Annotated in this window: 24 protein-coding genes and 1 pseudogene; 18 read left to right on the forward strand and 7 right to left on the reverse strand. The window is 55.6% G+C overall.

Translation table 11 applies throughout. The features are described from left to right. Positions 1-168: 168 nt before the first annotated feature. The 3 genes and pseudogenes from NLX71_RS01935 to NLX71_RS01945 all read left to right on the forward strand — a co-directional run. Positions 169-552, forward strand: a pseudogene (locus tag NLX71_RS01935) (multi antimicrobial extrusion protein MatE); the annotation flags it as partial. A 138-nt stretch (positions 553-690) separates the two neighbouring features. Beyond that, positions 691-1,881: an MFS transporter gene (locus NLX71_RS01940; protein ID WP_254361816.1), complete on the forward strand. Its 1,191-nt coding sequence runs from the start codon at positions 691-693 to the stop codon at positions 1,879-1,881. A gap of 224 nt (positions 1,882-2,105) precedes the next feature. Continuing rightward, the gene (locus tag NLX71_RS01945) at positions 2,106-2,771 is read left to right on the forward strand and encodes a nitroreductase family protein (protein ID WP_090672593.1); all 666 of its coding nucleotides are present in this window, start codon (positions 2,106-2,108) and stop codon (positions 2,769-2,771) included. A 325-nt stretch (positions 2,772-3,096) separates the two neighbouring features. On the opposite strand, the gene NLX71_RS01950 is transcribed toward NLX71_RS01945, so the two are convergent. Next, complete coding sequence (locus NLX71_RS01950) at positions 3,097-3,294, reverse strand: cold-shock protein (RefSeq protein WP_036680064.1); 198 nt, start codon at positions 3,292-3,294, stop codon at positions 3,097-3,099. A 98-nt stretch (positions 3,295-3,392) separates the two neighbouring features. Then, positions 3,393-4,091, reverse strand: coding sequence for a class I SAM-dependent methyltransferase (locus NLX71_RS01955; protein WP_254361817.1), 699 nt, complete (start codon positions 4,089-4,091; stop codon positions 3,393-3,395). 274 nt (positions 4,092-4,365) lie between these two features. On the opposite strand from NLX71_RS01955, the gene NLX71_RS01960 reads away from it, so the two are divergent. Continuing rightward, positions 4,366-4,557, forward strand: coding sequence for a hypothetical protein (locus NLX71_RS01960; protein WP_050900449.1), 192 nt, complete (start codon positions 4,366-4,368; stop codon positions 4,555-4,557). A 282-nt stretch (positions 4,558-4,839) separates the two neighbouring features. Beyond that, positions 4,840-5,637 (forward strand): TerC family protein, encoded by a 798-nt coding sequence (locus NLX71_RS01965; RefSeq protein WP_254361818.1) that lies wholly within the window; start codon positions 4,840-4,842, stop codon positions 5,635-5,637. Between the two features lie 270 nt (positions 5,638-5,907). Here the strand turns inward: NLX71_RS01965 and NLX71_RS01970 are convergent, their stop codons facing one another. Further along, positions 5,908-7,590 carry a thiamine pyrophosphate-binding protein gene (locus NLX71_RS01970; RefSeq protein ID WP_254361819.1) on the reverse strand — a complete coding sequence of 561 codons (1,683 nt, stop codon included), beginning with the start codon at positions 7,588-7,590 and terminating at the stop codon, positions 5,908-5,910. 128 nt (positions 7,591-7,718) lie between these two features. On the opposite strand from NLX71_RS01970, the gene NLX71_RS01975 reads away from it, so the two are divergent. The 5 genes from NLX71_RS01975 to NLX71_RS01995 all read left to right on the forward strand — a co-directional run bounded on the left by NLX71_RS01975 (position 7,719) and on the right by NLX71_RS01995 (position 14,474). Then, the gene (locus NLX71_RS01975) at positions 7,719-7,901 is read left to right on the forward strand and encodes a hypothetical protein (RefSeq protein ID WP_254361820.1); all 183 of its coding nucleotides are present in this window, start codon (positions 7,719-7,721) and stop codon (positions 7,899-7,901) included. Positions 7,902-8,126: 225 nt separating this feature from the next. Beyond that, entirely contained in the window at positions 8,127-9,917 is a 1,791-nt protein-coding gene (gene pepF, locus NLX71_RS01980; protein ID WP_254362022.1) for an oligoendopeptidase F, read from the forward strand. An 81-nt stretch (positions 9,918-9,998) separates the two neighbouring features. Further along, entirely contained in the window at positions 9,999-10,349 is a 351-nt protein-coding gene (locus NLX71_RS01985) for a LapA family protein (RefSeq protein ID WP_254361821.1), read from the forward strand. A gap of 185 nt (positions 10,350-10,534) precedes the next feature. After that, positions 10,535-11,893, forward strand: a complete 1,359-nt coding sequence (locus NLX71_RS01990; RefSeq protein ID WP_254361822.1) for a GGDEF domain-containing protein — start codon at positions 10,535-10,537, stop codon at positions 11,891-11,893. Positions 11,894-12,032: 139 nt separating this feature from the next. Further along, the gene (locus tag NLX71_RS01995; protein WP_254361823.1) at positions 12,033-14,474 is read left to right on the forward strand and encodes a beta-propeller domain-containing protein; all 2,442 of its coding nucleotides are present in this window, start codon (positions 12,033-12,035) and stop codon (positions 14,472-14,474) included. Between the two features lie 185 nt (positions 14,475-14,659). Here the strand turns inward: NLX71_RS01995 and NLX71_RS02000 are convergent, their stop codons facing one another. The 3 genes from NLX71_RS02000 to NLX71_RS02010 form a co-directional block, all read right to left on the reverse strand. Then, complete coding sequence (locus NLX71_RS02000) at positions 14,660-15,496, reverse strand: DUF92 domain-containing protein (protein ID WP_254361824.1); 837 nt, start codon at positions 15,494-15,496, stop codon at positions 14,660-14,662. A gap of 123 nt (positions 15,497-15,619) precedes the next feature. Then, a complete protein-coding gene (locus tag NLX71_RS02005) occupies positions 15,620-16,252 on the reverse strand; it encodes a fumarylacetoacetate hydrolase family protein (protein WP_254361825.1) in 633 nt (210 codons plus the stop codon). Positions 16,253-16,380: 128 nt separating this feature from the next. Then, entirely contained in the window at positions 16,381-18,003 is a 1,623-nt protein-coding gene (locus tag NLX71_RS02010) for a CapA family protein (protein WP_254361826.1), read from the reverse strand. Between the two features lie 361 nt (positions 18,004-18,364). Between NLX71_RS02010 and NLX71_RS02015 the strand changes: the two genes are divergently transcribed. The 7 genes from NLX71_RS02015 to NLX71_RS02045 all read left to right on the forward strand — a co-directional run bounded on the left by NLX71_RS02015 (position 18,365) and on the right by NLX71_RS02045 (position 24,620). Next, on the forward strand, positions 18,365-19,141 hold the full coding sequence (locus tag NLX71_RS02015; protein ID WP_254361827.1) for an ABC transporter permease: 777 nt from the start codon (positions 18,365-18,367) through the stop codon (positions 19,139-19,141). Continuing rightward, positions 19,138-19,929 (forward strand): ABC transporter permease, encoded by a 792-nt coding sequence (locus tag NLX71_RS02020; RefSeq protein ID WP_254361828.1) that lies wholly within the window; start codon positions 19,138-19,140, stop codon positions 19,927-19,929. The genes NLX71_RS02015 and NLX71_RS02020 overlap by 4 nt, the downstream gene beginning before the upstream one ends. A gap of 37 nt (positions 19,930-19,966) precedes the next feature. Then, complete coding sequence (locus NLX71_RS02025) at positions 19,967-20,941, forward strand: ABC transporter ATP-binding protein (protein ID WP_254361829.1); 975 nt, start codon at positions 19,967-19,969, stop codon at positions 20,939-20,941. 103 nt (positions 20,942-21,044) lie between these two features. Further along, positions 21,045-21,806 carry a metallophosphoesterase family protein gene (locus tag NLX71_RS02030; RefSeq protein WP_254361830.1) on the forward strand — a complete coding sequence of 254 codons (762 nt, stop codon included), beginning with the start codon at positions 21,045-21,047 and terminating at the stop codon, positions 21,804-21,806. 214 nt (positions 21,807-22,020) lie between these two features. Further along, the gene (locus NLX71_RS02035; protein ID WP_254361831.1) at positions 22,021-23,232 is read left to right on the forward strand and encodes an MFS transporter; all 1,212 of its coding nucleotides are present in this window, start codon (positions 22,021-22,023) and stop codon (positions 23,230-23,232) included. 301 nt (positions 23,233-23,533) lie between these two features. Beyond that, positions 23,534-24,160, forward strand: coding sequence for an iron-containing redox enzyme family protein (locus tag NLX71_RS02040; RefSeq protein ID WP_254361832.1), 627 nt, complete (start codon positions 23,534-23,536; stop codon positions 24,158-24,160). A gap of 16 nt (positions 24,161-24,176) precedes the next feature. Next, positions 24,177-24,620 carry a hypothetical protein gene (locus tag NLX71_RS02045; RefSeq protein WP_254361833.1) on the forward strand — a complete coding sequence of 148 codons (444 nt, stop codon included), beginning with the start codon at positions 24,177-24,179 and terminating at the stop codon, positions 24,618-24,620. An 89-nt stretch (positions 24,621-24,709) separates the two neighbouring features. Here the strand turns inward: NLX71_RS02045 and NLX71_RS02050 are convergent, their stop codons facing one another. Continuing rightward, positions 24,710-25,354, reverse strand: coding sequence for an O-methyltransferase (locus NLX71_RS02050; RefSeq protein ID WP_254361834.1), 645 nt, complete (start codon positions 25,352-25,354; stop codon positions 24,710-24,712). Positions 25,355-25,494: 140 nt separating this feature from the next. On the opposite strand from NLX71_RS02050, the gene NLX71_RS02055 reads away from it, so the two are divergent. Then, positions 25,495-26,676 carry a THUMP domain-containing class I SAM-dependent RNA methyltransferase gene (locus NLX71_RS02055; protein ID WP_254361835.1) on the forward strand — a complete coding sequence of 394 codons (1,182 nt, stop codon included), beginning with the start codon at positions 25,495-25,497 and terminating at the stop codon, positions 26,674-26,676. Positions 26,677-26,740 lie beyond the last annotated feature (64 nt).

The following is a 26,740-nucleotide window of genomic DNA, read 5'->3' on the forward strand; positions in this document are numbered from 1 at the left end:
TCTCACCTTTTCTCGATTATGCAAAAGGCACGCACCGTTTGATCGATCCGTTTATCTATATAAATGTAACACGAACGATGAGTCGCTTCCAGTAGGTACGTAAATTTTTCTCCCTTGACTCCCCTATCCATGTTATAATGTGTGGCATGTGAAAAGAGGGAAGTCAACATGAACGATCTGCAGCAAACCCGTATTTCGTTTCGGCAGCTGCTTGCCTTCTTTGTTCCCCTCGGAATGTCGGCGAGCCTTGTAACGATCTCCCATGTCATCATTAACAGCACGCTGGCGCGCGCGGCCTCTCCCGAAATTGTCATCGCAAGCTACGCCCTGCCGATGAGCATTCTGGGCATTACCGAAAAACCGGCGGTCCTGCTGCGGCAGACGTGCTCCGCGTTGGTGCGCGACCGCCTCTCGTTTCGCGCATTGACGGCGGTCAGCCTGTATGTACTCGGGGCCATCTTCCTCATCGGCGCATTCATCAGCTACACCCCCGCCGGACCGTGGGTGTTTTTGCGTTTGTTCGGGGTCGACGCTGCGATGGTCAAGCCGATGACTGGCTCAATCGCTCGGCGTCGCGGCGGAAGCGGCGGTCGTCTGGGTCGTGCTGCGCTCCGCTCTACGGGCGGACGAAGCCATTCCGAGGCCGCTGCCAGTCGCGGACCGAAAACCTAACGAATCGAGTGAAAGCTTATGAGTATGTCCAAACCCCCGTACAACGAGGTTGTGCTGCGCAGCTTTACATTTACGTATTACATGACGATGGCCGTGATCACCTCGTTTTTTCCTTTATATTTCCAATCGAAAGGATATTCCACGCTGCAAATCGGACTTTTGTATTCGGTCGGACCGATGATCGGGATCTTCTCGAACTTATTTTGGGGCGTGGCCAGCGATAAAGTCCGCAGCGTGAAAAAGATTTTGAACGTCATTTTTATCGGGCAGCTGCTGATGGCGACTTGGACGTTTCAGACCGATACATTCGGTCTTCTGATGGTGTTGATGGCCGCCTTCTTCTTTTTCCAGTCGCCGACCACCTCGCTGACCGACAGCTTGATTCTGCTTACCGTAAGCCAAAACGGCAAAAGCTACGCGTCGTTCCGGGTCTGGGGCTCGATCGGCTTCGCCTTCGCGGCCCTCGTCTTCGGCCAGCTGCTCAAAAGCTACGGCGCCGGCCTGACCGTAGCGCTCTGCCTCGGCACGATTGCCTGCTCCCTGCTGCAATCGTTCCTGCTGAAGGATACGCGGGACGTCAACGTGAAGAAGCCGGACTTTTCCGGGCTCCTCCCGATCATCGGCTCCCGTTCGTTTCTGGCGTTCCTGCTCACGGTACTAACGGTGTCCATCGCCCACCGGATGAATGACGGCTTTCTCGCGCTATTCTTGCAGCGGCTCGGCGGAGACCAATCCGTCGTCGGCTGGTCGTGGATGATGTCGGCGCTCAGCGAAATTCCGGTTTTCTTCCTGCTCAGCAAATACGGCCACAAGCTGAAAGAGCTGCCGCTGCTGGCGCTCTGCTGTCTTGCTTATGCCGTACGCTTCCTGCTCATGAGTCTGGTGGATAATCCGATGTGGGTGATTGCCATTCAATTGATGCATTCGGTCACGTTCGGTGTATTTTTATTTACGACCATCCGGTACATTCAGAGCGTCGTTCCCGATCATTTCCGGGCGAGCGGCCAGGCGGTGTTCGCGATTACGTGGTCCGGACTGGCCGGGCTGCTCAGCGGCACGATCGGCGGCTGGTTATTCAACAGCTGGAGCCCGCACGCCGTGTATGCGGTCGGCTCCGTGCTCTCGTTCGTCGCCATGCTCGGATTTCTTGCCCTGTACGCCAAAGCGAAGAACGCTGCGGCAGGGGCCGGGCAAGATTCATTGCAATAGCTGCCGGGCCGCCCCGCTATGATCTCAGCCGCAACGCTTCTCCCGGACGGAAGCAAGCAATATCAGATATCCGGACAAATGTTTTTCGGAACGGTTGGGAACTAAGCTCGCCCGGCTCCACGCCATACGGTTGTCATTTTCATCCGTCGCCGTTATAATGGAAAAGAGTTTTTAGTACCAAGTCCTAAGAAATACCGCAAGCTAAAAAGAGAGGATGACCCGCAATGACCGATACATCTACACTATCCTACCATGAATTCAAAACGATTGCGCTTGACCGCCGCAGCATCCGCAAATATACGGATCAGCCCGTTGCCGTCGAAGATATTCGCGAAATCATCGATTGCGCCCGCTACGCCCCGAGCGATACGAACTCGCAAACATGGGAATTCATTGCCGTGATGAATCGCGACAAGATTAAAGAAATCGAACAGATTACTTGGGAGCAGCTGCACCGCAGAGCTGCCGAAGCAGAGCAGCGCGGCTTGTCCAAGGAAGGCCGCTTGCTGACCAAGTCGTTCGGACCTTACGCCACGGCTTTCTCGAATGCGCCTGTGCTGATCGTATGTCTCGCTACGCCGTATAATTCCAAGTTCCGGGAGCGTATCTTCGATCCCGTCGAGCTGGTCGACGATGCGGTGTGGGCGGAAGAAGGCATCAAGAGCAGCTGCCTCGCCGCGCAAAACCTGATGCTGGCCGCGCATGCCCGCGGGCTTGGCACATGCCCGATGACCGGTCCGGTGCTGCTCGCCCAGGACCAGCTTCGCGAATATTTGGACATCCGGCCGGAATGCCAGATCAACATGGTCATTGCCCTCGGCTATCCTTCCGAGCGGCCCGCCCGCTTGCCGCGCAAGGAAATCGACGACATTTTGCGTATCGTCGATTAATGACGGAAACGACAAAAAAAACGCTTCGGACCAATCGGTATCCGCGGCGTTCTTTGTTTTGACTATACGCATCTGGCTGTTAGCCCTGCAAAAAAAGCGGTTCCTGGAACGATTATTCCAAGAACCGCTTTGTACTTTTCATTTGGCATCGAAACTGAAACTAAAGCAAACTATCTAACGATGAGATGAAAACCGCCGCAGCGGTAAGTTTTCTTGCGAAATCAAGAAGCGAATTCAAGAAGTTTCATCGTTTTGATTTCTAAAAGAAAGCTTATATCAAAACCCGTCAACCGATTGTTGCCCGGGCATCGTAGTTAGTTTCGTCTTAAAGTTTGTGAACGTTAGCCGCTTGCGGACCACGGTTGCCTTGAACGATTTCGAACTCAACCGATTGGCCTTCTTCCAAAGTTTTGAAGCCGTCGCCTTGGATTGCGGAGAAGTGTACGAATACGTCGTCGCCGCCTTCTACTTGAATGAAACCGTAGCCTTTTTCTGCGTTAAACCATTTTACTGTACCTTTCAATGAAAACAACCTCCTAGATGTATCGCCATCAAGGGCGAATGGTTAAAGTATATCACCCTTATCAGGATAAATCAATAAGACCTAAATTATACGCGGCCTTATTTTTGTATGCGCAGCAGTTGGTCGGAACCTGGAATAAAGGGCAATTCCGAGAGTTCCAAAGAGGCCTCGAATCCGGCTGTCTGCAGCTCTTCCAGAAGCCGGTCCAGCATCGGATACCGGTCCCATTGCAACGTGAAAACGGGGTATACCCGCACCTCTCCGCCTGTTCGGCACACCCTTAGCAGCTCATGCAGCGCGCGGGTGTGAAAGTCATAGTCGAATTGCTCATGGTACAGAAATAAAAAGTGGCTGCACAGCACAAGGCCGAACGAACCGTCCTCATATGGAAGGTGAGGCAGCTTGGCCGCCGTATATTTGTCTCCTTCGGAAGAGTGCCCATAATCGTCGGCAAACCGCTTGATAGACGCCTCTCGCATCGCACGATGCTGGTCCGGGTCGCCATAGAACGTCCAATCAAAGTTCTCCCGCAGCTTGGTCAATTTTCCGGTCGATACTTCGATTTCCGTCATCCCGTGGCGGTAAATTCCTTCTGCCGACAGCTCGTACATCGGATCGGCCGCTTTGGCCGCCAATCCGCGGGCAGCGGCTTCCGCAACAAACGACGAAGCTCCTGCGGCCACGTCCAAAATCGGACCCGCCTCCAGCAGCTCCGGCTTCAGCCTAAACATGCGTTCGTACTCGGCAAACGACCGGCAGGTCATTGCCACTCCAATCTGCTCATACCCTCTGCTCATCTTTCTCCGCTCTCCTCTGCTCATGTATGGAATAGTTTGGCCCCACCCGCCCTTCGGCCGATGCTGGAGCTTATTGGAATTTTATCATGGACTATGGCGATTGACAATCGCTATATGGTGCCCGCTTGGTTGAAGCCAAGATCAATTCATGCTAAGGTAAAGAGGTAGCGATGGGTCTCTCCATCGCCCGCAACCAATGGAATAGAAAGAGGTAACAGCCTTGAAAAATCAGGGGATTAAAAAACATACGATCTACAAAAAAGACAAATGGAACATGCTGACAGTCGAGGTCAACGGAAAGCAGTTGATTTTAAGAGAAATTTCCGACCAGTGGGGCGAGGATTGCCATACGTTTCTCAGCCGCCCGGAGATGATGCATTGGGTGAACGAACGCTTCTCGAAGGAACGGTTCCAAGGCACCGACGAAGAGCTTGAGAGTATTATGGAAGCTTTCCGTCAAGTTTAATGCGAATTTGGACATCTTTTTGCTTGACGCCCGGCTTGTCCATTCGGTATAATGAGGGCAATTACATAAGGATGTCCTCCAAAGGGGAGTAGCTGTCACAGTAAAGTCGTCAGTTCGGGTTCTGGGAAGAGCCCCGGCTTTATTGGCAACGAAACGTTGTTAGCAAGACCTTTGCCATTGAAGTAAAGGTCTTTTTGGTGGAAAAATGACCTGTACCGATATGGTAGAGGTCATTTTTGTGTAAAATACTAACACCAACAACGTAAGAAGGAGTGGTACGACATGGAATGGTTGTCCGTAGATTTTTTAATTGCCCTGATGAACATTGTCTTAATCGACCTCGTACTTGCCGGGGACAATGCCATCGTCATCGCACTCGCAGCGCGCAATTTGCCGAAAGCACAGCAAAAAGGCGCAGTCCTCTGGGGAACGGTCGGCGCCGTTATCATTCGCGTCATCGCCACAATCGCCGTCGTCTGGCTGCTGAAGATGCCGGCCCTGCTGCTCATCGGCGGAGTCGTGCTAGTCTGGATCGCCTACAAGCTGCTGGTGGACAAGAAAGACCATGCCATCGAAGCCAAGCCGCAGCTCTGGCCTGCTATTCGTACGATTATCATCGCTGACGCGGCCATGGGCTTCGACAACGTCATGGCGGTTGCCGGCGCTTCTCACGGCAGCTTCCTTCTGGTGGTACTCGGCCTCATTATCAGCGTGCCGATCATGGTATGGGGCAGCACTTTGTTTATCCGGCTGCTGGAGAGGTTTCCTTGGATCATCTACATCGGTTCCGGCGTACTCGCTTATACCGCGGGTTCGATGCTGACAGGCGACCTGCTTGTGAAGGAATGGTTTATCGCCAACCCGATCGTGAAGTGGGGCTTGGTTGCCATCGTCGTTCTGGGCGTCCTCCTGGCGGGCTACTGGAAAAAGGTCTACGGTTCCTTGGTATCGATTAACGAGAGCGGCCACCTGACGATCCCGCCCGAGCTGGAGCATGGAGCGGACATCCAACCGAACGATAGCTTCGAAGCGAAGCGCGATGAAAAAGGACGTATGATCTTGGTGAAGTCGCGAGGCTGAATGGTTGTTCTTGAACATTGAAATAACGTGCTCGCTAAGCGGTAAAGTAACTGCCTCCGGCCGCTGTTGACAACGGGTTATATGAATTGGATATTATGGTAATAACCCGTTGTCAAAGGCGGCACGCAAGCTCTCCGGCAGTTACTCTACCTTCTGTGCGCATTATTTCAAATGAAAGTTCAAAAACAAAATCAGCCTCGCGGCTTTTAGGGTGAGGTAACTACGAAAAGCCGGCACATTCCACTAGTGCCGGCTTTGCTGTGCTTAAGCTCAAATTTTCGTATGCGGAACGGGGATTGCTGCGGTGCGGACGTCGATCAGCGCAGGCTTGCTGCCGGTCAGCGCCTGAGTGAGAGATTGCTCGAATTCGTCGGAGTTGGACGCCCGATAACCGGAGCCGCCGCAGGCCTCGGCGATAGCCGCAAAATCGGGCGGCTGAATCGCGCTGCCGGTCAGGTTCATGCCGGCGACGTTCATTCGGTCCTGCTCCATCGCGTAAGCGCCGTTGTTGAGAACAACCAGCACGAGCGGGAGCCGCTGCTCGACCGCCGTCTGGAATTCCATCAGCGTCTGGATAACTCCCCCATCCCCTGCTACGGCGATCACTTGACGGTCCGGATAGCAAAGCTTGGCGGCGATTGCTGCCGGCAAAGCAAAGCCAAGCGTACGCCACCGGCCGGAAATCAAGATATCCTGCCCCGCCTTGGCTTGAAAAATCCGGTTGAACCATAGCGTATGATCGCCGGTATCGACGGCGATGATCGCTTGGTCCGATATGTGATCCGCAATCGTCTTTATGACCCGCTGCGGCGGTATCGGCGTGCCGTCGGCCCGGGCCTCGGCCTCGATCTGCCGTTTCCAACCCGTACACACGTCGCGAACCCGGGCGAGCCAAGCGCTGCGGTCTTTGGCCGAGAGGTTCTCGGCAGCGGCGAGTTTGGGTACAATCTGCCCGAGATCGCCGACGACGCCCTTATGCAGCGGGTGACCGAGGCCGATTGCTTCCCGGTTCCAATCGACCTGAACGATCCGTGCCTGCGTCGGCACGTAATCGTCAGGCCACCATGTCGCGCCGAGCATGACGATCAGATCGCTCTCGACCAACAGGACGCTGGACGCCTCGCTGCCAGCCTGACCGAGGCCCCCCGCATAACATCCGTGATCGTTCGGAAACAACGGCCGGGCAGGCAGCGTTGTGATGACGGCAGCAGACAGCTTCTCTGCGAGCCGAAGGACATCTTCCGTTGTCTGCTTAACGCCGCGGCCAATGAACAGGACCGGCCGCTCGGCTGAAGCGAGCAAGGAAGCCAATTCCGCGATTTCGCTCTCGGGGGCGGCCAGCGGCTGATGCAGATGGGCCGCGTACGGCTTGATCCCGCCTTTTACCTTCACCGGGTACAAGTCCTTCGGAATGGATAGATGGGTCAACTGCCCTTGGAGCAAACCATGGACGAGCGCCTGCTCCATCAATTCGGGCAGCGCGTCCGCATGCGTGACCAGCTCGGATTTACCGGCAATGGCGGCATTGAGCTTTTGTTGATCTACATACTGCTTGGCCCGGGTGCCGATCTTCGCCGTTTCGACCTGTCCCGACAGCGCCAGTACAGGCGCCCGGTCCATAGCGGCATCGGCAAGGCCGTTCAACATATTCGTTACGCCCGGACCGCTTGTTGCCAGGCATACCGCCGTCCTACCCGTCAGCTTGGCTTCGGCGGAAGCCATCAGCGCGGCGGCGCCCTCATGCCGGCAGGCCACATACCGGATCGCGTTCTGTTTTCCGAGCTCATCCAATAAACTTAAATTGGCGTCGCCGATCACGCCGAAGATCCGCTCAACCTTCCAAGCTTTCAGCTGCTCCAGGACGAACTGCGATACGGATAAGCCCGTTGTAGGCTGGTTCATGTGGGCAAGCACCGGGGATGCGGCAGCATCCGCAAGTGTGGAAGGACTCATGGGAATCACTCCTTTCAGTTTTCCGGTATAGCGTTCCCTATGGAGCGCTTCGCGTTGCATTTTTTTCATGAAGAGTAAAAGGAAAACCGCCCGAGTTGGCGAACATAGACAGTAAGAGGTGATAAATTTTGAGCAATGGCGCATCGATCTTGACGTTCATGATTATTTCGTTCTCCCTTGCGCTGATCTTAATCATGAAGAAAAATTCCCTTCCGGCAAACGTGAAACGGCCGCTGGCCATTTTGGCGCTGGTGATGGTTTCGTTTTCGTTCGTGCTGATGATCTTTAGTTTTTTTTCCGGCGCGAAGTAGCGAATAGACTTCTTTCCTTGAATTCCCTATACTTATATTTGACCCGCGCTCCGGCCATACTAACTAGAGCTTTCCAATGGACCCATAAAAAGCTTGGAGCGTGAACGGGTAATGCGATTGTTGCCGTTGCTGCTGTCCGGCGCGCTGCTCTCCGGTGTTGTGATCGGATCGGCGGCGGCTGCGAATCAAGCGGCCAAACCACATCATTTGACAAGGAGGGCTCCCATGAATCAAGTACCGAAGCGGAGCGACGTTCCTGCGGAACACCGTTGGAACCTGGAGGACCTTTTTCCGAACCAGCAGGCCTGGGATCAAGAGCATCAAGAAGTGAAAGACGCGCTGAAGGACATCGGCCGCTTTCACGGCAAGCTGAACGACCCGGCGGCCATCAAGCAGTGCTTTGAGCTGGAGGATAAAATCTCCCAACATACCGAACGTCTGTACGTTTACGCCAACATGAAGCATCACGAGGACATGGCGGACCCTACATATCAGGCCTTATCCGATAAATCGAAAAAATTAAGCGTCGAAGCCGGTGAAGCGACCTCGTTCATTTCCCCGGAAATTTTGAGCTTGTCGGACGACCAACTGCACAAGCTGGTAAACGATCCCCAGCTTGCCTTCTATAAAAGGACGCTCGAAGAGCTGATCCGCGAGAAGCAGCATGTGCTCAGCAAAGCGGAGGAGGCGCTGCTGGCCCAAGTCGGCAACCTGTCGCAAGCGCCGAGCACGATTTACGGCATGATCAACAACGCCGATATCAAGTTCCCGAAGGTGAAAAACGAAAAAGGCGAGGAAGTCGAGCTCACGCACGGCCGCTACATCCAATTCCTCGAAAGCCGCAACCGCGACGTTCGCAAGCAAGCTTTCGAAGCAATGTACGGCACCTATGCCAAGCAAAAGAACACGATCGGCTCAACGCTTGCCGCTAACGTGACGAAAAACATTTTTTACTCCAAGGTCCGTAAGTACCCTTCCACGCTGGAAATGTCGCTGTTCGGCGACAACATCAAGAAGGAAGTATACACAAACCTCATCGACACGATTCACGAGTCGCTGCCGCTCATGCACCGCTACATGGAGCTGCGCCGCAAGCTGATGAAAGTCGATAAGCTGCACATGTACGACCTGTTCGCTCCGTTGGTCGAAGAATACGACCTGGAGGTTACGTACGAGGAAGCGAAGAAAACGGTCAAGGAAAGCTTGAAGCCGCTTGGCGAAGAGTATTTGAAGACCCTGCAAGGAGGCTTCGAAGGCGGCTGGATCGACATTTACGAGAACGAGGGCAAGCGCAACGGGGCCTACAGCTGGGGCGCATTCGGTACCCATCCGTACGTGCTCCTGAACCACAAGGACAACCTGAACAGCATGTTCACGCTGACGCATGAGATGGGCCACGCGCTCCACTCCTACTTGTCGGACGCGAGTCAGCCTTACCGCTACGCGCAGTATACGATCTTCCTCGCGGAAGTCGCATCCACGCTGAACGAAGCGCTGCTGATGGATTACCTGCTGAAGAAGTCGACGGACAAAAAAGAAAAAATGTACCTGCTCACCTACTACATGGATCAGTTCCGGACGACAGTATTCCGGCAAACCATGTTTGCCGAGTTCGAGAAAATCATTCACGAAAAAGCGGAGCAAGGCGAAACGCTTACCCCGCAGCTGTTGAGCCAAATCTACTACGATCTGAACGTGCAGTATTACGGCAAGGATATGGCGGTAGATCAGGACATCGAGATGGAATGGGCGCGCATTCCTCATTTCTACAACAGCTTCTACGTGTACAAATACGCCACCGGCTTCTCGGCAGCAACCAGCTTTGCGAAGCAGATTTTGGACGAGGGCCAGCCGGCCGTCGACCGCTATCTCGGCTTCTTGAAAAGCGGGGGCAGCGACTACTCCATCAACATCTTGAAGAAGGCAGGCGTGGATATGTCGACGCCTGAACCGATCAAACAGGCGATGAGCGTATTCAAAGAGCTTCTGGAGCAAATGGAAGCGCTGGCGAAGTAAGCCGCCGACGCAGGCCGAGTCCGGTGTTGCCCGACTCGGCCTTTTTGCCCTTCATGCAGCAGTCAAAAGGAGACGATTTCGATGAAAGCCCAATGGATGTTGATCAGCACGCTGCTTTTCGCCCTTATTACCGCGGTATTCGCCGTGATTAACGTGAAGCCCGTCCGCGTGAATTTTTTGTTCACCCAAGCCGATATCCCGCTTATTCTGGTCATTCTGGGTTCTACCCTGCTCGGCGGTTTGATCGCCTTCCTGATCGGCTTGTTCCGCGAGATCAAGCTGCAGCGTAAGATCAAGCAGCTTGAGAAACAGCTGAGCGAAACGTCACCCGAGCAAGCTCTGGCCGTTTCCGAGGAGGCGGGGAGCCCATCGTTCCTTTCCGCAGATACGGACTTGGGGCATCCGGAAGAAAAAAACCATTCGAGTAAATAACGGCGGTTTTTGCCGACCGTTTTTTCAAATAGTCAAGAAATAGTAAAATTTATATTAAATCTGCCATAACCTCCCCATCCTCATTGATCAAAAACCCCACTTTCATTAATATAGTAAGTGCGAGTTTATGGAACGATTTTCCTAGTTACATAGGACGTAATCCATGCAGGAAGGATGCCGGCAGCATGGTTGATCAATGGACGGATACAGAGCAAACTCAATTATATTTCAGCGCGTTCAGGCTATCCGCGAACGGCATGGCTTTCTTCTCGGAAGAAGGTCTATTTCTTCGCGTCAACCCTGCATTCGGCAAGCAAATCGGCTATCCCGAAGAGGCGTTGAACGGTATGCCTTGGGAACCTTTTATTCATCCCGACGATAGAAAACAGATTCGTAGCATAATGGAGGATTTGGCCAACGGGACGCCCGTATTTCAGCCGTTCGAAGCAAGGCTGATCCGCCGCGACGACACGCCGGTCCGGTGTACCGTCACGGCGCCCGTTGCCCCCCGGCCAAGCGGATTGCCGGCTCCTCTCTTCGTGCAAATTCTGGAGAGCGATGCACGGAGCCAGTTCGCAACTCCGGCTCCCGAACGGGAAACGACGCGTGAGCCGGTCGGAACAGGCGGCGATTCTCTTTACCGGACTCTCGTGGAGCAATGCACGGACGTTGTGTCGATGCACGATTTGTCCGGCCGTATTTTGCACATCTCCCCTTCTTGCCGTGAGCTGCTTGGGTACGAGCCCGAAGATTTGATCGGAACCAGCGCCTTCGATTTGCTTCATCCCGAGGATTTGATAAAAATCCCCGGAGCTATATCTACAATCGAGACGGCGCCGGAGTTGCCTTTGATCTCGTACCGGATTCGCACGAAAAACGGAGGCTACGTCTGGTTCGAAACAAGCGGACGGATTACCGGGGACGAACACGACTTGGAAAACGGACAAACGGTGATCTGCACCTCCCGGGACATCTCTTCGCGCAAGCAAACGGAACAGCAGTTGAAGAAAACCAACGAGCTGCTGCAAAAAATTTCTTCGATCGACGCGCTGACCGGACTCGCCAACCGGCGGTTTTTTGATGAGCGGTTCGCCAAGGAATGGCGGCATGCCATGCGCTTCTCCACGCCGCTTTCTGTAATACTGCTGGATATCGACTATTTCAAGCGGTATAACGACACCTACGGGCATCATGACGGCGACGCCTGTCTCAAGTATGCGGCCGAAGCCATGCGGCACGCGGCCAAGCGCCCGGGTGACATGATTGCAAGATACGGCGGCGAGGAATTCGTGATCGTGCTGCCGGTGACGGACAGCCGGGGCGCGCTTCACGTGGCCGAGCGAATGCGCTCGGAGGTGGAACGGCTGCGCGTCCCTCATCGCGGCTCTGCCGTTTCTTCCTTCGTCACTGCGAGTTTGGGAGTCGCCACGATGATTCCCGTCCGCGACGTCTCGCCGCGGGAGCTGATTATCCGCGCGGACAAGGCGCTCTATCGGGCCAAGCAGGAAGGGCGGAACCGGGCTGTAGCTTATAACGACGAATAAATCGGCACACCGCTCTTTTCTTTTTGGAAAAGGGCGGTTTTTGATGAAACAATTTCTTCGGGGGGCGCGTCAGTAGGGATGAACAAGAGGAAACTCCAAAAAGGATACAAAGAGGGTACATCACAAGGAGGAAAATCAAGTGCAGAAAAGAACACTCTTTGCAGGCTTGTTGGCATTGACGCTCCTTACTTCCGTCTTCCCGGCGCCGGTATCCCTGGGGGCGGATACGGGGCCGGCCATCGCGCTGACGCTAAACGGACAGCCCGTCAGCTTGTCCGTGCAGCCCCGTTTGATCGGCAACACGCTGATGGTGCCGCTCCGCGAGCTGTCGGAAGCGCTCGGAGCGAAGGTGCAGTGGGACGAAGCAGAACGCTCGGCCACGGCAACCAAAGCGGAGCGCTCGATCAAGCTTCGGCTGGACAGCAAGGAAGCTTTCCGCGGAAGCGAAGCCGTCACGTTGGATGAAGCGCCTGCGCTCGATAACGGAAATATTTTGGTCCCGCTGCGCTTTTTCAGCGAATCGTTCGATTTTAACGTTTATTGGGACGGTGCGAACAAGCGGGTAACGATTGTGGATGCAGACAAAAGCTTGCCGACCGTCGGTTCGCGGGAGCGGATGGAAGCGCTGCTTAAAGAATCGGCCTCAGTTCACGGCAGCGGAAGCGGCATGATCTTTCTTAGCGGTAATGCGACCGCGGTCACCGAGAAATCGTCCACTGCCGCACCGCAAGCTGCCGGCAGCGCCGCCAAGCAGACTTCCGACGCAGCGCCCTCCTACTCCGGCACGAACGTGCAGGTGCAGGGCGTCGATGAAGCGGATGTCATCAAGACCGACGGCACCTACATCTATCAGGTGAACCGCGACCGCGTCCTCGTAACAAAAGCCTACCCGTCTGAGAGCATGAGCGTCGTCAGCACCGTCTACTGGGCAGACCCGAATTTTTATCCGCAGGAGCTATACGTCGATAACAACTATCTCGTCGTTGTCGGCAACACATCCTATCCGACGTACGAGAAGCCGGGGCCGATTCCTTATGACGCGAGCCCTGCGGTTTCCGCAGAGCCGGGCATCGGAGAGGCCAAGAAGATGGTCATATGGCCGGGACGGCCGACCCGCTCGACCACGAAGACGATCGTTTACGAGCTTGGCGACCGGACCCAGCTGAAGCAAGTCCGCGAGGCGGAGCTGGAAGGGCATTACATCTCCTCGCGCAAAATCGGCGACTCGTTGTACGTAATAACAAACAAATCGATGAATTATTTTTGGTTCCTGCGCCAAGAGGCGGACTCCACCGTGAAGCAAGCGAACGAATCGCTGCCGGCCTATCGGGACTCCGCTGCCGGAAATCAATTCATTACGATCGGTTATGAGGATATCCGGTATTTCCCGAAAGCCGTCGAGCCGAACTATTTGCTGATCGGCGGCCTCAAGCTCAGCAAGCCCGATCAAAAAATGCAAGTGACGAGCTATCTCGGCTCCGGTCAAAACGTCTACGCTTCTCCCGACAACCTGTATGTCACTGTCAGCGAATACGAGCCGGTGAAAGAGAACGGGCAGACGGTGCAGGCGGATGGCAAAACCATCATCAGACCCGCACCGCTTGATATGACAAGCGCCATTTATAAATTCGGCATGGATAACGGAACGGTCCGGTATGTCGGACGCGGCAAGGTGCCGGGACATGCGTTGAACCAGTTTTCGATGGATGAGCACAACGGCTATTTCCGCATCGCCACGACAAGCGGCGACATGTGGCGGAACGACGAGCATACGTCGAAAAATAACGTGTATGTGCTGAACGAATCGCTAAGCATCGTCGGCAAGCTGGAAGGCTTGGCCCCGGGCGAGCGCATCTATTCCGTACGCTATGCCGGGAACCGCGCGTATATGGTTACGTTCAAAAATACCGATCCGCTGTTCGTTCTGGATCTGAGCAAGCCTCAAGCGCCGGCCATGCTCGGCAAGCTGAAAATTCCGGGCTACAGCGACTACTTGCATCCGTACGACGAGAACCATCTGATCGGCTTTGGTAAAGAAGCCGTGGAGGTGGCTAACAAGAAAGGCGACGGCTCGGATACGGTCGCTTTCTATCAAGGCATGAAGCTCGCCCTGTTCGATGTATCCGATGTGGCGAATCCGAAGGAGCTGTTCAAGGAAACGATCGGCGACCGGGGGACCGAATCGCCGCTGCTGCACAATCATAAAGCGCTGCTGTTTTCCAAGGAGAAGTCGCTGCTGGCCTTCCCGGTCACTGTTGCGGAAATGAAAGATAAGACCGGCGCCAACACGCAGGAAAACGCATCGAAATACGGGGATTTCACCTTCCAAGGCGCTTACGTTTACGGGCTGGATCTGCAAAAAGGCTTCCAGCTTCGCGGCAAGATTACGCACTTGACGGGAGACGATATGAACAAAGCAGGCCAGCACTGGTACGGCAGCGAACGCAATATCGAGCGCCTGCTGTATATCGGCGATACGCTGTATTCGTCCTCGCCCGACATGCTGAAAGCGAACGATTTGAAGACACTGCGCGAAGTCGGCTCGCTGCAGCTTCCTGCTTGGAAGCCGCGCAATCCGTAACGGTTGGCTTTTTGTCCTCCATGGGGTACAATGTCCGAAGTGACATTTATCCGCTTGGAGGACTGCTTAAGCCATGGTAACTACAGTTATTGTCATCAGCATTTTCGTCGCGTTGCTTATCTCGGGCATTACCATGTATGTAACGAAGCTCGCTTATTCCCGCAAAGAAGAGGATTAAACCGCTGTTACAGCCACAGTGAGAGTACGAGAGTTACGGCGCCGCCAAACGCCGAGCTTACAGCGTTAACCGTGTCGTTGGTCATGAACGCCAACCCCCGGCTTCGAACCGCCGCTGCCTCGCAGTGGCGGTTTTTTTCGATTTCTTTGCCGCAGACGCGGCAGCGGTACATGACCTGATACACCGCTCCGAGCCACGAGTCGGCCAGCGACCCGGCAAGGCCCCCAACCAGCCCAAGGACGCACAGGCTGGCCGCCGACCGGACGGAGGCTTCCCACGCAGGGGCGTCCACTGCCTGCTCCGGCTGCAGCGCCGCCAACGCCCAAGCGACGGCTCCGATAAACAAGCCGCCGGCCGCAGATGCGGCAAGTCCGAGCGGCGATACGCCGCCGGAAGTGCCGGGCGGCACCGGACGGCCGCTGACGATGGAGCGTGGGGCCGTACGGCTGAGGCCGCCGATCTCCGTCGCCCATGTGTCCGCAGTCACCGTTGCCATCACGCCGATGAAGGCGGCCCACCAGGCCGGATGCGGCACGAGGGCGGCTCCCAGACAAAGAGCGAGCCCCAAGCCGCCGTTGGCAAGCACCTGTCCGGCATCCCGTCGTCCGGATTTGGCGTAGCCACTCTCCACGGCTGCCTTCTTCTTGCTCTTCCACTTCGACAACAGCGAGGACGAGATAAAAAAAGCAATCAGCGTCCCAAACCAAGCCAAGCTTCCTGCCGCATACATCAGCGTACCGAGCAGGACCGCAGCGGCGAACCCCGAGCCGGACAGCGAACGTTTCCCGTACGCCGCTCCGGCAATCAGAACGCTTCCCGCCAATCCGATGATCCAATGCTGCAATTCATCCGAACCCCCTTCCAACCCCCATGAATGATGGCCCAAAAATTTCCTTTTTTCCGAAACAGCCCTGCCCTGCCCACCCCGGCCTCCGAGGTGTAAACGTCTGGAGCCGGGTGGAGCAGATCACTTCCCGATCCTTGCTGTAAAAGCGCCGAAAGCCTGCTCTCCCCAGAACAACTCGAAACGGTCTCCGTCGTTCACCGCCCCAACACCCGCAGGCGTGCCGGTGTAAATGACATCCCCTTCGCCCAAGCCGTAATGTGCGGCGATATAATCCACGATCACCTGCAAATCAAAAATCATGTCGTTCAGGTTCCCCCGCTGTACTTCCTGACCGTTCCGGTTCAATGAATATTCTACCTGCTTGACCAGCCCGAAGCCGGGGAACGGACGGAACCCGGTCAGTGCGGCCGAGCCTTTAAACCCTTTGGCCGGGAGCCAGGGGTGGCCTTTCTTTTTCAGCACCGATTGCACGTCCCGCAGAGTAAAATCGATGCCCAGCGCCAGCTTGTCCACCAGTTCGTCCACGGTGATGCCGTGCTTATACGGTTGTCCGATGCAGAGCACCAGCTCGGCTTCGTAATGAACCTCGCCCTGTCCTCCGGGCAGCTCAATTTCGCCGCCGTCTATCGCCGCCAGCGCGTGCGTCGGCTTCGTAAAAATCATCGGCTCCTCCGGAATATCGTTGCCGAGCTCCGCCGCATGCCGTCCGTAATTGCGTCCTACGCAATAAATGTTGCGAATCGATTCGTTCATATTCGGTATCGTTCCTTTTCCGTTAAAATAAGTCCCGCCTTCATTATAAGCCCGGTTTGGGGGAATCTCAACGCCTGCGCATTGTAAAAAACGGCCGCCCCAATGCTTATGGAGCAGCCGTTTTACGTTCAGCCGGATGTTTTCCGCTCTTCCCCCGTCTTACGGGCTTCGCCGGAGGACTTCGAAGATTCGTTCTTTTTCTTGGAATCGGTCGATTTCTTCGGATCTTCGGCAGATTTCTTGGTGCTTTCGGGTGATTTTTTACCGCCCTCGGACGATTTGGCGCCGCCCTCGGTCGTTTTCTTGCCCTCGGTATTCTTGCCTTCAGTATTCTTGCCGGTTCCCTGCGACTTGCCCGATTCTCCTGTCTTCCCGGACTGCGATTTATCCGCATCCGGCTTCTTGCCCGTATCCGTTGTCTTCCCGGCCTCGGACTTCTTGCCCTGCTCCGTCTTCTTCGGATCGGCTGCTTTATCGGAATCCGCTGGTTTTTTCGTCCCGTTCGCAGGCGGTTTGACGGCTGTTTTGGACGTTCCGTCGACGATGCCCGTCTCCTTCTTCACAGGCGGCTTCCCTTCCACCTCGGACAGAATCGTGCGGGTCGGCCCAAGCGTAATCCGCCCTTCCTTGTCAATCTGCGCATTGACGGACAAGTTCGTCAGCTTCTCAAGCAGCTTGTCGCGGGCTTCGTCGACCATCGGGATCGGCTGAGCCCACTTGGTCAGGATCGGCACCATGCTCAGGTCGCAGCTTCGTTCCTTGGTGCAGGAGGCTTCCAAAATCATGCTTTCCCAAGTGTTCGGATTGTCATTGGTCGTAAAAATAAAATTGCCCATGCTGTAGGCGATCCATTTGCCCTTGTACTGCTCGAAGCCTTGCACGACATGCGGGTGGCTGGCGACGATGAGATCTGCGCCCTGGTCGATGTACTGCCTTGCCAGATCGGTCTGGGACTTGACCGGATACGCCTTGCGCTCTTCTCCCCAATGGGCGATGACGACAACCAGATCCGCCACGGCTCTCGCTTTGCCGATGGCTTCGAACGCCAGCTTCGTGCTGTAGGTTTCCGCCATCCCCGGCTTCGATTTGCCGGCGTACCAGCTCGGATCGGGAATGACCCGGCTGAAGCCGAGGAAGGCGATCTTCATGCCTTTTTGCTCCATAATCACGTAGCTATACGCTTCGTCCGAATTCCGGCCCGCGCCTACGCGCTTGATGTCATGGGCATCAAGATAATCCAGCGTATCGAGCAGCCCTTCGACGCCATAGTCCATGCTGTGGTTGTTGGCCAGATTGACCAGATCGACGCCCACACGCTTCAATTCGGGCAGCGACTGCGGCGACGACCGGTACACGTATTCTTTCTCCTGAGCCGCGCCTCTTGTCGTGATCGGCGTTTCCAGATTCGCCACCGTAATATCCGCCTTCTCCAAGTACGGCTTGACATGCTTATACGGATAATCGTAGCCGTTCTTTTGGAGCAGATCGTCCACCTTACTGCCAAACATGACATCGCCCACAAACGTGAGCTTGACTCCAGGGGATTGCTCCGGAGGCGCCGTTGCCGCACCGCTCTCCGCTGCCGGCGGCTTCTCCGGAGTAACACCGCCCGGAATCGTCGTCGCAGGCGGCTTGGACATCGCTTCAAGCTTGGGAGGCAGATCCAGCCCTCCCTCTTTGTCCCCTTCCCGAGGAGGGTCCAGCTTTTGAATCAAATATGCGAAGGCGCCAACCGTGATGAGGCTTAACAAGCCAATTTTTATCCAGAGCGTTCTTTTCTGCTTCTGCTCCTTCTCCTGTTCATGTTTTTCCTTACGCGATTGCTCCGTATCAACCGGTTCCGTCTGAATCTTAACCTACCCCTATCCTATCCCGCTGCGAATCAGCGCATATGTTCTCTTTTCCCATTATAGCAAATCGCCCGCCTGTGGTCATGGGGCACATTTACCTAAAAAAAACGATTGCCAAGCACCCCCTTATTCTGGTAAAGTAGATCTTCTCTCGACTTTTTAGGCAACTTACCTCAATCCGCCTCATCCCTCGCCGAACCCGGCGAACCGGGCTTCGCTGCCGTTACCAGCAAAGCTCCAATCCAAGCTCACGGAGGTTTCTATGCTTTTCCCTGTCTTAATGAAGAAAGCGTTTGCGCGGAATCTGCAGTATCGCTTGTCCCATGCGGTCAATACAGTCGCCAGCGTCGTCTTCGGGCTGATCTACGTCTCGATCTGGCAGGGCATCGGACAGCAGAACGGCATGCACGGCTACAGCCTGCAAACCGTCATCCATTATGTCGCACTGAACCAGGCGATCCTGTGGGTTACGTTGTTCATGACCAACGGGCTCGGGATCGAACGCTCCGTACGTACCGGACAGATCGCAACCGACTTGATGCGTCCGGTTCATCTGTTTTACCAGCTCATGTGCCGTGAATGGGGACAAATCGGCTACCAATTGCTCTACAAGACGATCCCCATCTACCTGATTTACGTATGGATGCTTTCGCTGCCCGTTCCGCGCAATACTGGCACCTGGCTTGCTTTCGCCACGGCGCTTGCGATCGCCGCCTATATGAATATTTGCGTGAATTACCTCATCGGCGTAACGGCCCTCTGGACTACCGAATCGACTTGGCTATTTTGGGTTCACAATTCCATCTCAAGCGTGCTTTCCGGCTTTCTCATTCCGATCGAATGGCTTCCGCACTGGCTTCAGCGCATCGCTTACTTGACGCCTTATCCGTACATGCAGTACATTCCAAGCAAAATTTATTTGGGCCTGGCTTCCCCGTCCGAAATGTACGGCGGGCTTTTGTGGTGCGTGCTGTTCACTGCGCTTTGCCTCGCCGCAACCGCTATTATCCGGAATAAGGTGGAGGTGCAGGGCGGATGAGCACGGTGCGCATGTTTTTGCTGCTGGTCAAAGCCAGCGTCCGCAGCCGGATGCAGTACAAATTCAACTTCTGGCTATCCTCTGTGCTTGCGGCCCTTATCAATGCGATGGACTTTTTGCTGCTATCTGTCATTTTATGGAAATTCAACTCGATTCAAGGCTGGAGCTTGTACGAAATCGGCTATTTGTACGCCACGATCCTACTGTCCAAAGCGCTCTACCGCAGCTTCGCCAACGACGTGCATCATCTGGAGAAGTACCTGGTCTCCGGCGATTTGGACCAACTGCTCGTCCGACCGATTCCCGTCTTGCTGGCGCTGATGTCGCAAAATTTCCGCCCGATGTTCGGCGAATGGGTACAGGGCGGCATCATCCTGACGCTCTGCTTAGGACAACTGATAAGCTCGGGACAGGTGACCGCAGCCGCCATACCGCTCACCTTCGTCGTTTTGGTGACGGGCGCGGCGTTATTGTTCGCCATCGGACTCGGCACCGCAACGATCGGCTTCTGGACAACACGGGTCGGCGATCTGCAAAATTTGACCGAAGATGCCGCAAACAAAGCCGTGCAGTACCCGATGGAGCTGTATCCCGGATGGTTGCGAACCTTGCTGCTCACCTTGATCCCCGTCGGGATGGCAAATTACATGCCGGCGCTTTATATCGTGAAGGGTGAATTCGGCTGGTGGCTGCTGCCGGCCGTTATGGCGTTTGCCGTCGTCTTCCTGTGGCTCATGCTGCGGTTTTGGCGGTTCGGCCTGAGCCGCTACCAAAGCAGCGGAAGCTGATTTTATTACCTTCAAACCTGAAAGGAGCGAATGACCGATGATTGAGGTTAAGCAGTTACATAAAAGCTTTCGCATCCCCGCCCCCCATTTAAGCCGGTGGGAACGGATCAAAGCGGCCGTGACCGGAGGCGGAGCGGAAAAAACGGCGGTCCGGGATATCAGCTTCACGGTCGGCCCCGGCGAGTTCGTCGGCTATATCGGCCCGAACGGCGCCGGGAAATCAACGACGATCAAAATGCTGACCGGCATTCTGCACCCGACCTCGGACGAGGTGCGGATCGACGGCATGAGCCCGCATAAAGACCGCCGCCGGGTCGTCTCCCGGCTCGGCGTCGTCTTCGGCCAGCGCAGCCAGCTGTGGTGGGACTTGCCGGTGCGCGATTCGTTCGATATTTTGTGCGCTATGTACCACATCGACCGGCAGCGGCAGCAGCGGACGCTGGCGGAGCTGGACGGACTGCTCGGCCTCGGCGAATTCGCCGATACGCCGGTCCGCAAGCTGTCGCTAGGCCAGCGGATGCGGGCCGACCTTGCCGCCGCTCTGCTGCACGAACCGGACATTCTGTTCCTCGACGAGCCGACTATCGGGCTGGACGTTATCGCCAAACGCAACATTCGCGGGCTGCTGTCCAAAGTGAACCGGGAGCTCGGCAAAACGGTGCTGCTGACGACTCACGATATGGACGACATCGAGCAGCTCTGCGACCGCGTCATGGTGATCAACCGCGGGTCGCTGGCATACGACGGAACGATCGGCGAGCTGCGGGAGCGCATCGGACTTCCAACGATTCTGCGCGTTTCGTTTCAAACCGAGGTTTCTGTGGATGATGTCGCGGAACCGGAGTTGGGCTTCACCGTCGCGGAAGCGAACGGCTGCGAGCTGACCGTTCATTTCAACAGGCACGAGCTGCCCGCCTTGGAGGTACTCCGCCGGCTGGAGCGGTTCGGAACGGCCCGGGACGTGCATATGGAGGAGCCGGATTTTGAAGAGATCATTCATAAGGTGTATTAGGTGCTAACGCTTCTACAAAGAAGGCTTATCTAACGGCACCCTTGTGCTATAATGGAACAATCAGCCACTCTGAAGCAGCAGAAACAGGAGGAACCTATAAATCATGGACAACATTGCCGTCATTTCCGACATTCACGGCAACTTGCCTGCACTGGAGGCGGTGGTTCGGGATATTCGCCGCCGTCATATCCGGCGTATCGTCTGTCTCGGCGATCTGGTCGGCAAAGGGCCTCAGCCGTGCGAGGCGGTGGACCGCATTCGCGAGCTGTGCGAAACGACGGTGCAGGGCAACTGGGATCACGGCATCAACAATCCGCAGGACAAGGAGACCGGCCTATGGCAGCAGCGCCTGCTCGGGACCGAACGGCTCCGCTACTTGCGCGAGCTGCCGTTTTCCGTGGAGCTCCGGCTAAGCGGACGCCGCGTCCGTCTTTTTCACGCTTCCGCCAAAAGCATTTATCATCGCGTGCTCCGTAAGGCAAGCAAAAAAGAAAAGCTCGCGATGTTCGAGAATACGGATCAAACGGGCAGCTTTGCGGGCACGGAGCTGACGCCGGACGTCATCGGCTACGGAGATATCCATGTGCCTTACGTCCAGACGCTGAAGTCGAAGGCGGGACAAGGTCTGCTGCTGTTCAACACCGGCAGCGTAGGCGCGCCTTACGACGGGCTCCCTTATGCGAGCTATGCCATTCTGGAAGGACAGACGTCGCATCCGGCCTGCCTGGAGCCTGCCCCGTTCTCCGTACAGCTCGTCCGCGTGCCTTATGACGTCGAGCAAGCCGTCGCCTTCGCCGAACGCGTCGGCCTGCCCAATCTGGAGCGGTTCGTCAGCGAAATTCGCAGCGGGATCGAGCAGAACTAGCGGGCCGGACCCCTGCTTGCCGTACTTTTGGCATTCGTCATCACACCGACACACTACATGTCTCCTTGCCTCCAAACACGTTTGCATCGCAGAAATAATGAGAGTATACTCGAAGCATGTCGAACGTTACATTACATTAGACCAGCACACAGAAGACGGCAAACATGTTATGCGGTTTGCATGCGATGGTCAGCTTGAAAAGAGGCGAGCTCGCGTGGCGAAATGGCAGGTTAACTTAATCGTATTATGGGTGGGACAATTTTTGGTCATGGCCGGCATGACGATGATTGTTCCTTTTTTGCCTTTGTATTTGCAGGAGCTGGGCCTCCATGACCCTCATAGCGTTGCGACTTGGGCCGGGGTCATCTTTGCGGGGAATTTCGTCACCTCCTTTATATTTCAACCGATCTGGGGCGGACTCGCCGACCGGTACGGACGCAAGGTGATGCTGCTGCGCTCCGGCTTCGGCATGGCGATCGTCATGACGCTGATGGGTTTCTCGACCAGCGCCTGGCATCTGCTGCTGCTCCGTCTCTTGAACGGTACGGTGTCCGGCTTCATGCCCGCAGGAGTCGCGCTGATGTCCGCCACCACGCCGCGGGAGAAGGTCGGCTTCGCGATGGGCACGCTGCAATCCGGCTCTGTCGCCGGATCGATTCTCGGGCCGTTTCTCGGCGGGCTGCTCGCGGAATGGATCGGCTTCCGCAACATTTTCTTCGTGACGGGCGCTACGCTCTTCGCCGCCTCGCTGCTTGCAGCGCTGCTGGTGAAGGAAACGTTCGACACGAAAAAGGCGCTTCAGAAGCCGAAGCAGTCCATGTTGGAGGCGTTCAACGAACTGCGGCGCATTTCGCAGCTTCCTTCGCTGTACTCCGTCACCTTCTTGATCCAGTTCTCGCTGCTCAGCGTCATGCCGCTTCTCCCGCTGTTCGTCCAGCAGCTTCACGGACAAGACGAGATGCTGGCGTTCTACGCCGGTCTGGTCGGATCGGTGACCGGCTTCTCCAATATGATTGCTTCGCCGATATTCGGCAAATTGTCCGACCGGATCGGACCGGAGAAAATTCTCGTGATGTGCCTGTTCGGGGCTGCTGTGGCTGCGGTTCCCCAAGCGTTCGTGCACAACGTGTGGCAGTTGTGCGCGGCCCGCTTTTTTCTCGGCATTTTTCTCGGTGGCCTGCTTCCTACGGTGAACGCGCTTATCCGGAAATACACGCCGAACGGGATGGAAAGCCGCTCCTACAGCTTCAATACGAGCGCGCTTGCGCTCGGGAACATGCTGGGCCCCGTCGTAGGCGGAGCGATCTCCGGCATGGTGACGATCCAGCAGCTTTTTCTCGTTTCAGCCGTCCTGCTCTTGATTAACGGTTTGTGGGCCCGAAAATCGATTCTGCTCCGACAAAAATCGACCCACTCCCCTTCATAACCACTCTTTGTTGCGATCAGCCTGTAAGCCTTTGGTGCTTTGTCATCTTGGGCTTGCAGGATTTTTTTGTCAAAAATCTCCGATTCCTCGCCCACAATGCACGAAATTTTGACAAATTAGTGAATTCTAATAAAAAACTAGGAAAATAAATTATGCCATTTTTCCTAAGATGAAGGAAAATGCATTAGATAATAAGAATCTAAGAAATAGTAATGAAAATTAAATATTTTTTTCCTAATGCTTAACATATTGATAGTGTTTCGGGAAGTATCCCATTCTACAGAAAAAGAGGAAGATACTTATGACGCAATCACAAGTTGTTGAAACGGTTTCGACGATCATCGCAGAGGAACTTGAGAAAGCAAAAATGTCGAATCCTTTTTTCACCCGATTTCCCGAGAGCGCGCAACCGGAAAATTTCAAATGGTGCATGCACTTATACCACTTGTCCAAGCATTTTGGAGAGCTTCTTAAGCTGCGCTGGGAACGGTTCCCGGATGTCGGGCACGATGTCTTTTTCACCCATTACGAGGAAGAGAAGGACCACGCCGAAATGCTCCGCAAATGGATGACGGATTTGGGGCTGGACGACCCCGAACAATCGCATCCGAATTATGAGACCGAGGACTTCATTTCGCTCCAGTACCGCGCTGTCAGCTCCATGAGCGAAAATTTGTCGCTGCTTCTTGTGAACAGCACGGCGGAAGGCTACGCCCACGCCATGTACCTGCATGCCTATGCGATTTTGAAAAAAGCCGGTTTTTCGAATCTGGAGTATTGGGAAATTCACTGCGAGGCGGACGAGGAGCACAGCAGCGTCTATCATCTCATTCAAGCTATGAACGATAAAGAACTAAAGGAAGCCGAGCATTTGGTTCGATATACGTGCCGTTCGCTCGATATCATGCTCGCGTCCTGGTTTAAATAGGAGGAAGATGATAGATATGGCATTCGAAGACGCTTTTAAGTATCACATTGACCGCAGGAATCATGTTATGTCGTGGCAGGTACTCGATTCGTTGACGGTGGAGGACGCCACCCAAGCAAGCGAGCTGGTTAAAAGCAGCCTTTCTTCGCTGAACGGCGCCAAGCTCCTCGTCGATAACCGTTTCATAATCAAGAACGGCCGGCCGGTTGTCTTCTCTCCCGAAGTGAACGCGATCTGGGAGCAGCTTCAGAGCAGCATTTTGTCTCAAGTATCCCAGTGTGCCGTGCTATGCAGTGGAGCGATTATGAAAATGCAAATGGACCGCATCGCGCGGGCTTCCGGATTTATCGACGTGCTGCAGAGCTTCTGGAACGACGATCCGAGCGTCATGAAAAAAGAAGCCTACATATTTCTGGGCATTTCGTCCAACGAGCTGATCGACAGGCCCCTTAGCGTTTGAGCAGCGGTGTATATAAAGAAGGCCAGGAACGCTTGACGCGCTTCCCGGCCTTCTTTTATTGCTTGTGATCACCTGTTCGATGTTCGCCTCTATCCCTTCACTCTCGCCATGGCGAGGCCGTCATATGCCGGCAGCAGCACGCCTTCCAGACGCGGGTCGCGCGCCACGCTTTCGTTAAATTGGCGCATCTTCGTCACGGCATTGCCGGACTGCTCGGGATCGGTCGTCTTGCCGCGCATCAACAGGTTGTCGCCAAGGATGAGCGCGCCCGGCCGGGCCAGCTTGATCGCCCATTCCAAATAATTCGGATAGTTGCCCTTGTCCGCATCGATAAAGAACAGGTCGAACCGCCGGCCTTCCGCCGACAGCGCCTCCAGACTGTCCAGCGCCTCGCCGATCCGGTATTCGACCTTGTCGCCAAGCCCCGCTTCGCGCAAATGCTTGTGCGCCAAGTCCGCATACTCCTGCTTCAGCTCCAGCGATACCAGCTTGCCGCCGGCGGACAAGCCGCGCGCCAAACAAATGCCGCTGTAGCCGCCTAGTGCCCCGATCTCCAGCACCTGTTCCGCGCGAACGAGCCGCGTGAGCATCGTTAGCAGCCGGCCATACCCCGGCGCGATCGAAATTTCCGGCATCCCGTTCTCCCGGATGCCCTCCTTCACCCGCTCAAGCTCCGCATCGGGCTTGAACAAACCTTCCAAATACGCTTCCGCCGATAATGGCATCTCCGTCATATCCGTGCTTCCTCCTCCGTTTGGTCCTCGCAGGCGTACGGCTGTACCAATGCTTACATTCGTTCCCGCCGCCGTTGTATAATCGGGGCCAATCGCCTATACTAGTTTATTGTATGGCTTTTCCAAGGAGTGAGCAAGCGTTGACATCGAACACCATTGAATTGATTGCTACCGCCCCCATGGGCCTCGAAGCCGTTGTCGCCCGGGAAGTCCGCGACCTGGGATACGATCAGGTGACGGTTGAGAACGGCCGCGTTACGTTTGTCGGAGACGCGCTGGCGATCGCCCGGGCGAACCTGTGGCTGCGGACCGCCGACCGCGTGCTGGTCAAAATGGGACAATTCCCGGCACGCACCTTCGACGAGCTGTTCGAAGGGGTCAAAGCGCTGCCTTGGCCGGAATGGATTCCCGAGGATGGCGAGTTTCCGGTCGAAGGACGCTCGCATAAATCTCAGCTGTCCAGCGTTCCCGCCTGCCAAGGCATCGTGAAGAAAGCCGTCGTCGAAAGCATGAAGCAGCGCTATGGGACCGAATGGTTCCGCGAGACGGGCGGCCGCTTCGTCATTGAAGTCGCGCTGTTGAACGATATCGCGACGATTACGCTGGATACGACGGGGCCCGGGCTGCACAAGCGCGGTTACCGCAAGCTGGTCACCGAAGCGCCGCTGAAGGAAACGATGGCGGCAGCCATGATCCTGCTCAGCCGCTGGCAGCCGGAGCGTCCGCTATACGATCCGTTCTGCGGCTCCGGAACGATCCCGGTCGAAGCGGCCATGATCGGCTGGAATCTGGCGCCGGGCCTGAGACGCAGCTTCAATGCGGAGGCGTGGCCACTCGTCCCTGAGTCCTTGTGGCAGGAAGCGCGCGAAGAGGCCTACGATCTCGTGCGCGACGACGTGCCGCTGCAAATCGCCGGCTCGGACATCGACCGCAGCGCGATCGAGGTTGCCCAAGCGTCGGCCAAAGCGGCCGGACTGGCCAAGGAGCTCAGCTTGCAGACGCTGCCGGTGGCCAAAGCACGGCCCCAAGGGGATTACGGCTGCATCATTACAAACCCGCCTTACGGCGAACGGCTTGGCGACCGGAGCGAAGCAGAACGCGCCGTCCGCGATTTCGGACACTTGTATTCGCAGCTCCCCACCTGGTCCGCTTTTGTCCTGACCCCGGCCAAGCAGTTCGAGCACTACATGAACCGGCCGGCAGACAAGAAGCGGAAGCTGTTTAACGGACGGATCGAATGCCAATTGTACCAATACTTCGCACCAGGCGGCCTATACGCATGGCGCAAGGATCAGGCGGCGAACCCAAGCCCTGAGCGGTAAGCTCAGGGCAAACAGCAAAAAATCCTTACGAGACCGGAGCGCTGATTCAGCTTGGGCCTTGTAA

The organism is Paenibacillus sp. MZ04-78.2 (assembly GCF_024213375.1).
In the GTDB taxonomy this organism is placed as follows: domain Bacteria; phylum Bacillota; class Bacilli; order Paenibacillales; family NBRC-103111; genus Paenibacillus_G.